This is a genomic window from Sorangium sp. So ce836 (genome assembly GCF_028553905.1).
In the GTDB taxonomy this organism is placed as follows: Bacteria; Myxococcota_A; Polyangia; order Polyangiales; family Polyangiaceae; genus Sorangium; species Sorangium cellulosum_D.
The window spans coordinates 6763235-6777500 of record NZ_CP102233.1; the positions used below are offsets into that span (position 1 = coordinate 6763235).

Below are 14266 nucleotides of genomic sequence, written 5' to 3' on the forward strand. Positions count from 1 at the left end.
GCACGCCGCTCGACGCAATCGCTCGCTGACCGGCGCAGCCGCACGCCTCTCGACGCAATCGCTCGCCGACCGGCGCAGCCGTACGCCGCTCGACGCAATCGCTCGCTGACCGGCGCAGCCGCACGCTCAACGAATGCAAACGCGCGCTCAAGGACGCTGATCGGCGCAAAACCCGCACACTCGAACGCTGACGCCGTAAGCGCACGCTCTCACTGCTCATCCCACGTGCGCGCCGGGCTTTTCCGCACGTCGACACTGCAACGTTGCGGTGCGGCGTTGAGCGGAGCCGGCGTGTTGTCGTAGTGTTGCTCCCCGATGTCTGCTCAGGTCCAGTCCATCCTCACCCCCTTGCCGGCCGGGATGTCCGTCCCCCCCGGCACGCTCCGCGCCGAGATGGAGTCGCGCCGCGCGACCGGTCGCCGCTTCGACGTCCGCGAGGCCATCGGCCTCGTCGTGCCGCTCTGCACGCAGCTCCACGAGCTGCACGCGCAGGGGCGGACCATGTTCGTTCACCCCTCGTCCCTCGGCTACGGCGCGGGCGGCGCGCTCCAGCTCATCGAGGAGCTCGCGCACACCGCGCCCCTCCTGCCGCGCGACCGCGCGTGCCTCGCGCCCGAGGAGCGCAAGGGCAGCGAGGGCGACGCGCGCGCGAGCGTCTTCGCGATCGGGGCCATCCTCTACGAGCTGCTCACGAACAGCAGCGTGGGGCCAGGGATGCGGCGCCCGGCCGACGTGGTCCCCGACCTGCCGCCCGCGCTGGAAACCGTGCTCGGCAAGTCGCTCGTCGCCGATCCGAGCCACCGCCCGGCGGACCTCGCCGCCCTCGCGCAGGCGCTCTATCAGATCGCCCCGGCCGCCTCGGAGCAGCCGCCGAGCGCCGATACGTCGCACCTCGACGGCGACGGCGACTTCGAGGTCGACATCAATCTCTCCATGATGCCGCCGAACGGCCACCCCGAGGAGCCGCGCGTCCCGTCCGCGCCGTCCCTGCCGAAGATCCAGGCGGTGACCGGGGACGGGCCGTTCGCGGTCGCGATCCCGGTCCACCAGCCGCCGCGCCTGCGCGGCGACGATCCGACGCGCAAGCTCGCGGATCTCAAGGCCGCGCTCGAGTCCGATCCGCGGCCGCGGTACGTCGTCATCAAGGACGGCATGGACCACGGGCCGTTCTCGTCCGTGGAGCTGCTCCAGCAGGTCGCGTCCGGCTCCTTCACGGGCGAGCAGGTGCTGCGCGACACGTTCTCCGGGGACGAGCGCGCGATCCAGGACTGGGAGGAGTTCGCGCCGTTCGCCGAGCAGGCGAAGCTGAACCGGGACATCGTCCAGGAGAAGCGCGCGCTCGACGCCGTGGTGACGGCCGAGAAGCAGGGCACGCAGTACAAGGCGCTGCTCGGGATGGCGCTGATGGGCGTGATCCTCGCCGCGGGCGCGGGCTGGTGGTACCGCGAGCGCAGCCACAAGGAGCGGGAGCTCGCCGTCCAGGGCGCGACCGACCGGGTCGCGATCGAGGTCGACGCGGGCCTCGGCAGCACGAAGGCGGCGCGCGCCGGCGGCGGGGCGCGGCCGAGCGGCGGCGGCAGCTACCCGACGCTCGGCGGCGGCATGAGCTGTGAGGCGGCGCAGGCGCGCTACGTCGAGGAGTACAAGCTGGGCAACAACGGTCCGGCCGATCTCACGGCGGGCGCCTACGGCAACGTGCTCAACCGCGGCACGTACCTGAACGCGTGCGGCGTGCCGTCGACGATGGAGGTGAGCGTCTGCGCCGCCGTGCAGAACGGCCGCGCGGTGGGCGTCACCGTCACGACCAGCCCGTCGAGCCCGGGCATGGCGTCGTGCATCGCCGGGCAGATCCGTGGGATGTCGTTCCCGTCCCATCCGCGGCTCGATGTGGCCCGGACGACGTTCTCCTCGAAGTAACCGGGGTAGGATGCGGGGGCGCACGCCCCCCTCCGCGGCGGCCGTGTCCACGCGACCGATGATCCAGATCGAGCAGCTGACGAAGAGCTTCGGGGGCATGCCCGTCCTCCGGGGCGTCGACCTCGACGTGCCCTCCGGCTGCCTGTACGGCCTCATCGGGCCGGGCGCGTCGGGCAAGAGCGTGCTGCTCAAGATGATCACCGGGCTCCTGCGGCCGGATCGCGGGCGCGTGATCGTCGACGGCAAGGACGTGCATGCGCTGAGCGAGCTGGAGCTGCAGACGTTCCGGCTCAAGTTCGGGATGCTGTTCCAGAACAACGCGCTGTTCGACTACATGACCGTGGGGGAGAACATCGCGTTCCCGCTGCGCCGGCTCTACGACCTGAGCGAGGAGGAGATCGAGGAGCGCGTCGCGGAGCGGCTCCGGGTGGTGTCGCTCGCGGGGTTCGAGGACCGGACGCCGGCGGGGCTGTCGGGCGGCCAGAAGAAGCGGGTCGGCGTGGCGCGGGCGACGATCGCGCGGGGGGAGATCGTCCTCTACGACGAGCCGGCGGCGGGGCTGGATCCGGTGACGTCGCAGCGGATCTTCGACCTGCTGCGCGCGGAGCAGCGGGCGATGAACGCGACGGTGGTGATGGTCTCGAGCGACCTCGATCGGCTGCTCACGGTCACGGACCGGGTGGGGATGCTGTACCGCGGGCGGCTCATCTTCGACGGCACCACCGAGGAGGCGAAGGCGAGCGATGATCCGCGGGTGCGGCAGTTCGTCCACGGGCTGACCGAGGGGCCGCTCTAGGGGTCGCCTGTCGCGCGGCGCGGAGGTCTTGCAGAGCTGCCCGGCCGCAAGAGAGACCGCAAGGGCGCAAGGGGCGCAAGGGAACAGAGATGGGATTATATTCTTCTCTTCCCCTCGCGTCCCTTGCGCCCCTGCGGTCCTCTTTCCATGAGCCGATTTTCGCAGGGTTTTAACGTGATCGGCGTTCTAGGCGTGCCAGCGTGGCTTTTACGATGATTGAAAGGGATCATCGACGCTGAGACGGACAAGCGGGGACGGGCTCGACGCCTCGCTTTGCACACCGCGCCTCGGGGGCTTCACCCCCCATCGCGCGGAGAGCCGCCCTCCGCCGGGGCGACGGGGCCGTCGCCGGTGAAGTGGAACCACTGCGTGGGGTGGGCCCGGACGAAGCGCTCCATCGCGGCCATCATCTCGGCCGCCGCGCGGTCCCGCTCCTCCTCGGTCGGACGGCGGGGAAGCCAGATCGGCGGGGACACGAGCGCCTCGTAGTCGAGGAAGCCCAGGCGGTGCGTGAACACCGGCAGGATCGGCGCGCCGCTCAGCGCGGCCAGCGCGATCGGCCCCTCGGGCGCGCGCCAGCGGGCGCCGAGGAAGGGGACCTCCCGGCTGCGCATCCCGGGCGGCACGCGATCGATCTGCATCGCGACGACGCCGCCGCGCTGCAGGTGCTTGAGCAGCGGCAACGCGTCCAGCGGCCCGTCGCCGATGTGCACCACCTGGACGCCATCGCGCTGTCGCGCCGCGTCCTGGATGGCGCGCGCCTCGGCGTCCCGTTCGCGCTGCATCGCCAGCATGACCCCCCCTGGGTGCACCACCCCCAGGATCTGACCGGCAATGTCCCAGCCACCCGTGTGCGCCGTGACGATGATGACACCCCGGCCAGCCGCAGCACACGCGTGGTAATGCTCGACACCCCGGGAACGCCGCGCGACCGTGTAACCGCGGCCGCTCGCGAGCAGCAGCGCCTCGGTGATGCAGCTGCCGTAGGTGGCGAACACCGCGGCGCTGTCGAGCACGTCGGCGACGCGCGACCTCGGCCCGCGCACCCGGCGCAGGTTCTCCTCGACGCGACGGCGCAGCTCGGGGAGCGCGGCCGCGAAGAGCACGCCGAAGACCGGAGGGCTGTGGCGCACCCAGGGCTCCGGCCCGCGCGTGACGCCCGCGGTGAGGGCGCGACGCCAGAAGGCCGAGTCAGGTCGTAAACCGGAGAGGAGGGCGCCGCGCAGACCAGGCATGGGGCGGCCTATCTACCGCAAACATAACGGGCGAGGGAGAGGCATCGACCCGAAGCCGCACCGCCATGAATCGACCGGAGCAGCCCGCGTCGCGACCGACAGGGCCGCCCGGGGCTCGGCGCGACGCCGCGCTCCCGGACGAGGAGGCGAGCGCCGGTGCGCCCAGGCCCGATCGGACGACGTTCCAGGTGACATCGGCCGCCGCGCCCGATTGACATCCTCGCTCGTCCAAGGCGATTGCTCGACGAGCCACGCGCGGCTCCACAGAAACGAAATCGCGACTTCCAGGCGGCTCCTTACGTAGAAAACAGGTTCATGGAGCACAAAGCATTCTGTTACAAGGCCCTTTGGCAAGGGGGGCTTCGACATGAATATCCTGCTCGTCGATGACCAGAACGTCGTTCGGGAGGCGCTGGCGCACGCGCTCGCATCGCAGCCGGGGGTGAGCGAGGTCGTTCAAGCTGGAAGCGGGCAGGAGGCGCTCCGGGCGCAGCAGAGCCGCCGCTGTCAGGTGGCGGTCATCGAGCTCGGCCTCGCCGACCGCAGCGGCGTCGAGCTCATCCGGGAGCTCAAGAGCATCGGGGAGCTCCGCGTCATCGTGCTCTCGATGCATCGGGACGAGTTCCGGGTGGCCGAGGCCATGCGGGCCGGCGCCGACGGGTACCTGTCCAAGCAGAGCCGGCTCGCCGATCTGACGGAGGCGCTGCGCACCGTGGCCCGAGGGCGCACGGTCGTGTCGCCCGACGTGAGCGCGGCGATGGTGCGCGCACTCCAGCGCCGCGACGCCGCCGCCCACGGAGACATGGTGGCCGCGCTGAGCGACCGCGAACGGCAGGTGCTCCGCCTGCTCGCGCTGGGCCGCTCGGCCAAGGAGGTCGCCGCGCAGCTCTCGATCAGCGTGAAGACGGTCGAGACCCACCGGGCGCGCCTCTGCGCGAAGGTGGCGACGCACAGCGTGGCCGACCTGACCCGCCTCGCGGTGCGATCCGGCCTCGTCGAGGCGTAGCCCCTGCCGAGGGCGAGCGCCCGGCGAGCGCCGGACGCCCGCTCACGGCCGACGCGGCGCGGCGGCCACCCGGGCCGCGGCTACGCCGCCACGGTGGCGGCGCGCGGAGCGGGCCTGAGCGCCGGCAGCGTCTTGCCGATCAGCGCCGAGCCGATGGCGAACCCCGAGAGCGTGAGCCGCATGCGGAGCACGTCCACCATGCCCTGGCGGTGGAGGACCGTCAGCGTGCCGCGGATATCCCTGCGGCGAACGCGCAGCTTCTCGACGAGCGTCTCGAGGGTCTCGACGCGTCCTTCGCGCTGGGCAACGGCAAGCGCCTGCAGGAGAGTTGCGGCTAAAATTTTCTTGTCCATGAGAGCACCCTAAGAAGCGTCCCCATGGAGTGCCCAATTTTTGGTGACGATTTCTGATGCTGAAATGTCGCTCGCCCGTTGGAGGACGGGCTCTCCGTACTCTGCTCATCCTGCGCCCGATACCCACTTACGTGCCCTCAGGGAACGCCCGGCCACGATGTGTTCAGGCGGCCGCCATGGCGGGCGCGCCTCGCAGGAAAGACGCTCTCGACGCGCGCGGACGGTCGCGCTCGCGGGGCGCTGGACCGGCAGCCGCGGTGGCGGCGAGCCGCCGCGGCGCGGCGGAGGACGGTTACAGCTTGCCCCGCGTGTAGGCCCGCTGGAGCGTCAGCTTGGGGGGACCGGACGAGAGCTCGAACGCCTCCGGGCGGCCGTCGGGCGCGAGGCTGCCCACGAGGCGCATGGGGCCGAGCGAGACCGTGACCGAGCCCGACGCGTCGCGGGCGTACTGGACGTCGACGGGCTTGGTCGGATCGATGGAGGGCGCGTACTCCTGCTGCTTGAGGTCGAACGACCCCTTCTTCTTGAGGAGCCGGGAGAGCTCGGAGGCGGTGGCGACCGGCGAGGCGAGCCACGCCTTGGCCGAGGGGGTGAACGTCCCCTGGACCTTCTTGCCCTCGACCTCTCCCGAGTACTCGTATTGATAGTTCGTCTTCTGCGACAGCTCGATCCGGTGGTTCACCTTGCCGGTCGACGACTCGACCCAGACACCTCCCTTGACCCGGCCCTGGGCGTCGATGAGCACGTTCGAGGCGTCGTCCTCGATCTCCAGGGACTTCGGGTCTCGCGGCAGGAGGGTGGTCGAGCGCGAGAGCCATCGGCGCTGGCCGCCCTCCTCCTTGAACAGGTCGCTCGTCTCGAAGCCGACAGGGGCCTTGTCGATGCGCAGGATCAACGTGTCCGTGTACTCGGATTTCGGCGCGGCGCTCTTCGCGTCGAAGGAGTCGAAGAGCCCCTTGGCGAGCCGCTCGAACGTGCGGACGTACCCGACCTCGTCGTGCAGGCAGGCGATGGGGTGCGCCCTGTCCGCGTGCAGCGCGATCTTGAGCAGGCCGGCCGCCTTCCCGGCGGGGGTGGGGGCGAGATAGAGGGCCTGCACGAACACCGCGGGGCTCTCCCGGTGCACGCTGACCTCCCAGGGCACGACGCGGGAGACCTCCACCTTGGCGGGGTCGAGGAGCTCGATGAAATTCCTTATCACCTCTCCCGAGTCGAGCATCGTGTTGTAGACGAAGCACTCGACAGCGCTGTCCGTGCCGAGGGGGATGGTGATGGCGACGAGCTTCTCCTTCGGCTCGACCTTCGGCTCCCCTGCCCCAAACGCGCGCGCCGACCAGTCCGCGGCGCGGACCTCGCGGACAGGGAGGTCGCCGGCCTCGCGGGCGAGCGCCTTCTCGAGATTGAAAGGCTCCTGCGCCGCGGGCGCGGGGCTCGGCGCAGGCGCCTCCGCGGGCGCCGCGCCGGTGGACCCGCCGCACCCGGCGAGGAGCGAGAGGGGCAGCGCGAGGAGCCCCGCGCCGCGCGCTGCTCCCGGAGCACGGCCGCGCGCGCGGCGGGGCGAGGATGTCGTCGTCGGTGAGATGAGCCGGCCGTCGTCGAGCCGAGCCCCCCGGATCGGAAGCGCCATCGTGAGGATCTCCTGCACGCCACCCCGGCTGCCGGCGACGACCCTCCGCGGGCCGCAGGCACCGAAATGATGATGCAGCGCAACAGAAGCGGCAGCGGCCCCGCGATGTCAAGACGCGACGCACCAGCGCCGCCTCCCGCCTCCCGCGACACCCACGTGTCAAGGACCTTCGTGGCCGAGCGACAGAGAACAATATCGATAGAAATAAACATCATCACAAGAATCCATCGCCGGAAGCGCGCGCGCCGGTGAGGCGCTCGAACGCGCTGGATTTCTCGTTCTCGTCGCCGGCGTGCTCGGGAGATGCCCTAAGCAAGCACGGCGCTCCCTGGAGATCCCGTGTCGGCGATAGGCGTCTCGCGGCTCGTCCCGATGCGCCGAGACAGCCCATCAAAGAATTGCAATGAGAAAATCAGAATACGCGGCGCGTCATTCGGAGGGGCGCGGCGGCTGAGCCCGCACCGGTTGGGGCGCCTAAGCACGTCCGCACGCACAGTGAGGCAGTTTGCCGCATCGCCCCGTCGATGGATGCGCGTGCTGGCTGGGTGGTCATCAGTTGTCCGGCCTCGACGCATCGTCGGTTTCGTCCGAGCGCTCGCGCATGGCACCCGCATTGCAGCGCCGTCCAGCGTGGCCGGCAACGCCGGTGCGATGTGGCTACGCAGCAGGTAGTCACGGTCGTCGAGTGACGTTCACGTTGCAATCAATGCGAGGAGTGATCATGGGACAGAGCACCGAGACCAAGCGTGGCTTCGCGGCGATGAACGCGGAGCAACAGCGCCTGATCGCGAGCCAGGGCGGCAAGGCGGCGCATGAGAAGGGCACCGCGCACGAGTTCACGTCCGAGGAGGCGCGCGCAGCGGGCCGCAAGGGCGGCGAGGCCGTGAGCCAGAACCGCGAGCACATGGCCGAGATCGGGCGCAAGGGCGCCGAGGCGCGCAGCCAGGGGAACGGGAACCGGAGGAACCGCGCCGCGAGCCAGATGAAGGCCGACGAGCAGCCGCAGCAGGGCTGAGCCGTCCCAGCGCGCCGCTCGAGATCCCTCCAGCGCCGCAGGACCACGAAGAGCCGCCGAGGAACCACGAAGGGTCCGTCCCTTCCCGGTTGCTCGGCGGTCCTTTTTGGCAGTCACGCCCGGCGGACGGCGCGCGCGGCGGACAGCGCGCGCGCCGTCGATGCGCGCGGCCGTCACTCGAGGCCGTCGTCGATCCCCGCGCCGTCATCGAACATCGCCGGGTCGTCGTCGTCGAGGTCGAGGTCGCCGTCGTCCAGCGCGCCGCCGTCGGCCGCGCGCGCGCCGGCCTCGGCCGCGCCGGCGGGCGCCATCCGCCAGCCGCCGGCCCGAGGCCCGGCCGGCCACGAGCGCAGCCCGGGCGGCGGCTTGAAGCCGTCGACCTCGTCCTCGGGCGCGTCGAGCCCCGCCGCCGCCGCGCGGCGGGCCCAGTCGGGCGCGTTCGCGGGCGCCTGCCGCGGCCGCCACGGACCGCGCTCGGCCGTGGGCGCGCGCTTGAGGTAGCCGTGCGACCCGGAGGTGAAGCCCACCTCGGCCAGCGCGCGCGAAAGCGGGGAGCTGTGCGCCGGCTCGCCGTCGATCGTGGCCACGAGCACCGCGCGCCGCCGCCCCTCGGCGACGAGCCCCGCGAGCGCCGACGCGATGGCCTGGATCGCCGCGCCGCGCTCCGGCTCGGCCTCGGGCAGGAAGGTGGTGAGGCTCCGCTCGGTGCGGCCCATCCACGCGAGCAGCCGGCCGTCATGGAGGATCACGAGGGCGCCGGCGGCCCGCTGCGGGCGCACCGGGCCGCGGGCCGCGCCCTCGGGCGCGCCGCCCTCGCGCGCGGCGAGCTCGGGCCAGCGGACGGCGGCGCCCCAGGGGCTCGCCGGATCCGTCGCCGCGAGGACGAGCGTCCGCGGCTCGTCGGACGGCTCGCGGCAGGCCCGGAGCCGATCGTCGGCCCCGGGCACCGCGAACTGCGCGGCGCCCAGCCCGGCGATGAAGTAGCCGCGCCGCGCCTGACCGGCCTCCTCCATCGCGCGGAGCACGTCGTACACGGCCGAGAACCCGCCCGCGAGCCCCTCGACCGCCGCCGCCTCGCGCGTGAGCACGCCGTGGCGCTCGAGCAGCGCGCGGGCGAGCGCGGCGCGGCGCTCGGTCTCGCCGGGGGCGCCGGACGGGCCGGCGGGCGCGCCGGGTGCGCCGGCGCCAGCGGGAGCGCCGGGGAACGACAGCAGCGACCAGCGGCCTTCGCTGCCCGGCGGGCCGATGCGGCGCGCCCGCAGGCCGGAGAGGCCGCGGCCCGGCGCGGGGCGGTCGCGGTCGCGGCGCCGGCCGCTCGAGCGGGACTCGCGGCCGAGGGCGCGCAGCGGGGCGAGCGTGTCGTTCGTGACCTCGCCGGCCCACACGAGATCCCAGAGCGCCGCGAGCAGATCGGCGCCGAAGGCGCCGGTCTCGCGCGAGAGATCGGAGAAGAAGAGCGCGCCGCGGCGGGCGAGCGCGGCGCGGATGCCCTCGGCCAGCGGCCCCTCGGCGCGGCCGGGCGGCGGGGCGAGGTACGGGTAGGCCTCGGCGAGGTAGAGCGCGACGCGGCCGTCGCCGTCGCCGACCGGCTCGACGCCGCGCCAGAGCACCTCGCCGGCCGCGCAGAGCGCGTCGAGATCGCCGGGGCGGTAGCCCTCGACGCGGGCGGGCAGGATCTCGGCCTCGAGGGCGGAGGCCGAGAGCGGCGCGCCCTGGAGCTGCTCGAGCGCCGCGAGCAGGCCGTCGAGGCCCCGGCGGCGGCGGTGCAGGCCGTGCCAGTCGGCGAGGAAGCGCGCGTAGGCCTCGGGCGGGACCGGCTCGACCTCGGCGCGCAGCCGCGCGAGCGAGCGGCGCTTCAGCGAGCGCAGCACCTCGGCGTCGCAGAACTCCCGGCCGCGGCCGCCGGGGAGGAACTCGCCCTCGACCACGCGGCCCCGGTCCGCGAGCCGCGCGAGCGCGGCCAGGACCGGCGCGGGCCCGAGGCCGAAGCGCCGGGCCACGTCGTCCGCGCGGAAGGGGCCGTGCGTGCGCGCGTAGCGGGCGACGAGCTCGCCGAGCGGGTCGGCGGCCGGCTCGAGGAACGCGATCGGGAGGCCGGGCGGCGGGACCACGCCGAGCGCGTCGCGCAGCCGGCCCGCGTCCTCGGCGGCGGCGACGCGGCGCTCGCCGCCGAGCTGGACCTCGATGGCGCGCCGGTCGCGGAGGAGCTCGTCGATCCAGGCGGCGGCGCGCTCGCCGGCCGCCTCGGGCGGGACGTCGGGGCCCGCCGCGCGCCGGGCGATCTCGTCGCGCGTGAGATCGCCGAGCGAGAGCAGGAGATCGTGCGCCTGGTCCTCGTGCTTGAGCGGCGCGCGGCCGTCGAGGCGCTGGAGCGACGCCTCGAGGGCGAGCACGGCGTCGGCGTCGAACAGCTCGCGCAGCTCGGCCTCGCCGAGCAGCTCGCGCAGGCGGGCGTGGTCGATGGCGAGCACCTGCGCCCGCCGCTCGGCGAGCGGCAGGTCGCCCTCGTAGATGAAGTTGCCGGCGTAGGCGAAGAGCAGCGTGGCCGCGAACGGCGAGGGCGCGCGGACGTCGACCGTGACGACGCGGACCTTGCGCGCGGCGATCTGGCGCAGGAGGTCCTCGAGCGAGGTGAGGTCGAAGACGTCGCGCAGGCACTCCCGGTAGGTCTCGAGCAGGATGGGGAACGAGCCGTAGCGCGACGCGACGGCGAGCAGGTCCGCGGCGCGCTTGCGCTGGGCCCAGAGCGGCGAGCGCTTGCCGGGGAACTTGCGCGGCAGGAGCAGCGCCCGGCCGGCGCACTCGCGGAAGCGCGAGGCGAAGAGGGCGGTGTCGCCGAGGCCGCGGACGAGCAGGTCCTCGACCTCGTCGGCCTGCGGCAGGAGCTGCTTCGCGTCGGGGGGCGACTCGGACTCGGGCAGCCGGAGGACGATGCCGTCGTCGGTCCACACGGTGTCGACGGCGAGGCCGAGCTCGAGGCGGCATTTCTCGGCGATGCAGGTCGACAACGGGGCGTGCACGCGGCCGCCGAACGGCGAGAGGAGGCAGATGCGGTAGTCGCCGACCTCGTCGACGAACCGCTCCAGGACGATGGCGCGGTCGCTCGGGACCTCGCCCGTGGCCGCGGCCTGGTCGCGCACGTACCGGACGAGGTTCCGCGCGGCGCGCTCGTCGAGGCCGTGCTCGCCTTCGAGCGCGCGCTCGGCGTCGCCGTCGGGCAGCGAGGCGAGGCGGCGGGCGAGGGCGCCGATGGAGGCGCCGAGCTCGGCGTTGCGCCCGGCCTGGTCGCCGCGCCAGAACGGCATCTTGCCCGGCTCGCCCGGCGCGGGGACGACGAGGACGCGGTCGTGGGTGATGTCGGTGATGCGCCACGAGGAGGCGCCGAGGAGGAAGACCTCGCCCTCGCGGGCCTCGAAGACCATCTCCTCGTCGAGCTCGCCGACGCGCCGGCCGGGCCGCGCCGCGTCGCCGCCGGCGTCGAGGAAGACGCCGTAGAGGCCGCGGTCGGGGATGGTGCCGGCGTTGACGACGGCGAGGCGCTTCGCGCCCTTGCGGGCGCGCACGGCGCCGCCCACGCGGTCCCAGACGACGCGGGGCCGGAGCTCGGCGAACTCGTCGGACGGGTAGCGGCCGGAGAGCATGTCGAGCACGCCCTCGAAGCTCGCGCGGGGCAGGTCGGCGAAGGGCGCGGCCTTGCGCACGAGCGAGAAGAGCGCGTCGACGTGGAGGGTGTCCATCGAGACGATGGCGACGATCTGCTGGGCGAGGACGTCGAGCGGGTTCCTCGGGTAGAGGGTCGCCTCGACCTTGCCTTCGCGCATGCGGGAGGCGGCCGCGGCGCACGCGAGCAGGTCGCCGCGGTGCTTGGGGAAGACGACGCCGCGCGACGTGCCGCCGACCTCGTGCCCGGCGCGGCCGACGCGCTGGAGCCCGGCGGCGACCGAGGGCGGCGCCTCGAGCTGGATGACGAGGTCGACGGCGCCGAGGTCGAGGCCGAGCTCGAGCGACGAGGTCGCGACGATGCACGGCAGGAGGCCGGCCTTGAGCCGCTCCTCGATCTGCTGGCGCTGCTCGCGGGCGATCGAGCCGTGGTGGGCGAGCGCGATCTCGGCGCCCGCGGTGTCGTTGAGGGCCGCGGCGAGGCGCTCGGCGAGGCGCCGGCTGTTCACGAAGATCATCGTGGTGCGGTGGGCGCGGACGAGCTCGACGAGGCGCGGGTGGATGCTCGGCCAGATCGAGCGCTGCGCCGGCTCGGCCGGGCCCTTGAGCGGGCCTTCGCCGGCGCGGGCGGCCTCGGCGAGCTTGGTCATGTCCTCGACGGGCACCTCGATGCGGAGCTCCAGCGCCTTGGGGGCGCTCGCGTCGATGATGGTCACGGGCCGCGGCGCGAAGCGCGCGCCCGCGCCGGCGCCGTCGATCTCGCCGCCGCCGAGCAGCCGCGCGACCTCGTCGAGCGGGCGCTGCGTGGCGGAGAGCCCGATGCGCTGCATCGGCGCGGGCGCCGAGCGGAGCGCCTCGAGCCGCTCGAGGGACAGGGCCAGGTGCGCGCCGCGCTTCGTGGCGACGAGCGCGTGGATCTCGTCGATGATGACGGTCTCGACGGCGCGCAGGCGATCGCGCGCGTTGGCGGTGAGGAGGAGGTAGAGCGACTCCGGGGTGGTGATGAGGATGTCCGGCGGCTTCTTGGCGAGCCGGGCGCGGTCTTCGGGCGCGGTGTCGCCGGAGCGCACGCCGACCTGGGGGACCCGGTACGGCAGGCCGAGGCGCTCGGCGGCGGCGGCGATGCCGGCGAGCGGCGCGCGCAGGTTTCGTTCGACGTCGATGGCGAGCGCCTTGAGGGGCGAGACGTAGACGACGCGGCAGCGCTCGGCGGCATCCGGCTCGGGCGAGGCCATGAGCCGGTCGATGGCGGCGAGGAAGGCGGCGAGCGTCTTGCCGGAGCCGGTCGGGGCGAGCAGCAAGGTGGAGGCGCCGTCGAGGATCGGGGGGAAGCCCTGGGCCTGGGCGGGGGTGGGCGCGGAGAACGCTCCACGGAACCACGCCTGGGTGGCGGGGTGGAAGCGAGCGAGCGGATCAGGCGTGGGAGAGCGTTTCTTGGCCATCGGCGGCGTTGCGCGGCGCGTGAAGCCAGCTGGCAGCTGGGCGCGGCGCGTCGTCGCGCCTGCTTCATGCGGCCCCTTGTTGAGGGGGCGGCTGCGGGCGATGCAAGAGCCATCCCTCACGGGGGGACATGGCGCAACCGCTCGCTCGGGACCGGTCAGCGAGGCGGAAGGCCGCGGGCGCATTGCCGCGGAGGCGGCCATCCTGCCGGGGAGAGAGATGCTTCCGAGCGGCACGCGCCGGCGGGTGGGGCCACACGGCGGGGGCGGGCGGGCGCTGGCCATCCGACGAGACCGGGGCGTGGGAGCTTACGCAGGGAACACCACCCGGCATGTCTCCCTTCGGGCCATGCCCCCTGGGACGTCGCGTCGCGCGCCACACAAGGCGCGCCTGAGACCTCGAGCCCCCTGGGACCTTAGGGCACCTCGGTCGGTGCTCAGCGCGCCCGCCCGCCCCCGCCGTGTGGCCCCACCCACCGGCGCTCACCGCATGGAGCTGTGGGTGGGGTTCAGACGACCCCCGGCCGTTTGGATGAATGTCGGGCCCCGTTGACGGAGCTCACCGGGCGGCGCGGGGAACGCGAAGCGCGGGGGACGGGCCGCGTTTGAGCCAGATCACAAAGCACAAAAAAAAACCTGCGCACGGTTCGCACCATGCGCAGGTTCAAAGAAACCCCGGCGGCGTCCTACTCTCCCACCAGGTTGCCCTGGCAGTACCATCGGCTCCAAGAAGCTTAACTTCCGAGTTCGGTATGGGATCGGGTGTGACCTTCTCGATATCACCACCGGAAACTTGTGGCGCGTCCACCCCGTGGGATGGATGCTCGGCGGAGCCCGCACTTCGCGGCGCTCCAATCCGGGCCAATCTTGGCGCGATGCTCGCGCGCCCGAGCTCCGGGCGCGGCGTGCTCGCTGCTTGCCCCGGGAACAGCCGTGCTGTAGACCCGTGGCAAAAAGGGGCCTGCGCGCGACAAAGCCGCGTGCAAGCTCATAAAAAAATCCCGGCGGCGTCCTACTCTCCCACCAGGTTGCCCTGGCAGTACCATCGGCTCCAAGAAGCTTAACTTCCGAGTTCGGTATGGGATCGGGTGTGACCTTCTCGATATCACCACCGGAAACTTGTGGGTGCGTCCAATCGGAACCCTACGGAGCCCGCTTTCGCGGCGCTCTGCTCTTCTACGCAGGGCCAGCTGTGTCACGCTGCTCGTCACCCGAACT

General features: G+C 73.0%; 9 protein-coding genes and 2 rRNA genes. 5 read left to right on the forward strand and 6 right to left on the reverse strand.

Translation table 11 applies throughout. The features are described 5' to 3' along the window. The first annotated feature begins 360 nt into the window (after positions 1-360). On the forward strand, positions 361-1917 hold the full coding sequence (locus tag NQZ70_RS24590; RefSeq protein ID WP_272829087.1) for a hypothetical protein: 1557 nt from the start codon (positions 361-363) through the stop codon (positions 1915-1917). A 43-nt stretch (positions 1918-1960) separates the two neighbouring features. Continuing rightward, positions 1961-2713: an ABC transporter ATP-binding protein gene (locus NQZ70_RS24595; protein ID WP_237245574.1), complete on the forward strand. Its 753-nt coding sequence runs from the start codon at positions 1961-1963 to the stop codon at positions 2711-2713. Positions 2714-3009: 296 nt separating this feature from the next. On the opposite strand, the gene NQZ70_RS24600 is transcribed toward NQZ70_RS24595, so the two are convergent. Next, positions 3010-3948 carry a lysophospholipid acyltransferase family protein gene (locus NQZ70_RS24600; RefSeq protein ID WP_129576371.1) on the reverse strand — a complete coding sequence of 313 codons (939 nt, stop codon included), beginning with the start codon at positions 3946-3948 and terminating at the stop codon, positions 3010-3012. Positions 3949-4013: 65 nt separating this feature from the next. Between NQZ70_RS24600 and NQZ70_RS24605 the strand changes: the two genes are divergently transcribed. Beyond that, positions 4014-4163, forward strand: a complete 150-nt coding sequence (locus tag NQZ70_RS24605) for a hypothetical protein (protein ID WP_165374140.1) — start codon at positions 4014-4016, stop codon at positions 4161-4163. Between the two features lie 152 nt (positions 4164-4315). Further along, a complete protein-coding gene (locus tag NQZ70_RS24610) occupies positions 4316-4954 on the forward strand; it encodes a response regulator transcription factor (protein WP_129576372.1) in 639 nt (212 codons plus the stop codon). 80 nt (positions 4955-5034) lie between these two features. Here the strand turns inward: NQZ70_RS24610 and NQZ70_RS24615 are convergent, their stop codons facing one another. Together NQZ70_RS24615 and NQZ70_RS24620 are read right to left on the reverse strand one after the other, a co-directional pair. After that, entirely contained in the window at positions 5035-5307 is a 273-nt protein-coding gene (locus NQZ70_RS24615) for a hypothetical protein (protein WP_129576373.1), read from the reverse strand. Between the two features lie 292 nt (positions 5308-5599). After that, positions 5600-6934 carry a hypothetical protein gene (locus NQZ70_RS24620; RefSeq protein ID WP_129576374.1) on the reverse strand — a complete coding sequence of 445 codons (1335 nt, stop codon included), beginning with the start codon at positions 6932-6934 and terminating at the stop codon, positions 5600-5602. A 721-nt stretch (positions 6935-7655) separates the two neighbouring features. On the opposite strand from NQZ70_RS24620, the gene NQZ70_RS24625 reads away from it, so the two are divergent. Then, the gene (locus tag NQZ70_RS24625; RefSeq protein WP_129576375.1) at positions 7656-7949 is read left to right on the forward strand and encodes a KGG domain-containing protein; all 294 of its coding nucleotides are present in this window, start codon (positions 7656-7658) and stop codon (positions 7947-7949) included. A gap of 173 nt (positions 7950-8122) precedes the next feature. Here the strand turns inward: NQZ70_RS24625 and NQZ70_RS24630 are convergent, their stop codons facing one another. From NQZ70_RS24630 to rrf (NQZ70_RS24640), 3 genes are all read right to left on the reverse strand, one after another. After that, complete coding sequence (locus NQZ70_RS24630) at positions 8123-13051, reverse strand: DEAD/DEAH box helicase (RefSeq protein WP_129576376.1); 4929 nt, start codon at positions 13049-13051, stop codon at positions 8123-8125. A 670-nt stretch (positions 13052-13721) separates the two neighbouring features. Next, positions 13722-13838: ribosomal RNA gene (gene rrf, locus NQZ70_RS24635) — 5S ribosomal RNA — on the reverse strand. 209 nt (positions 13839-14047) lie between these two features. Next, positions 14048-14164: ribosomal RNA gene (gene rrf, locus NQZ70_RS24640) — 5S ribosomal RNA — on the reverse strand. Between the last annotated feature and the right edge of the window lie 102 nt (positions 14165-14266).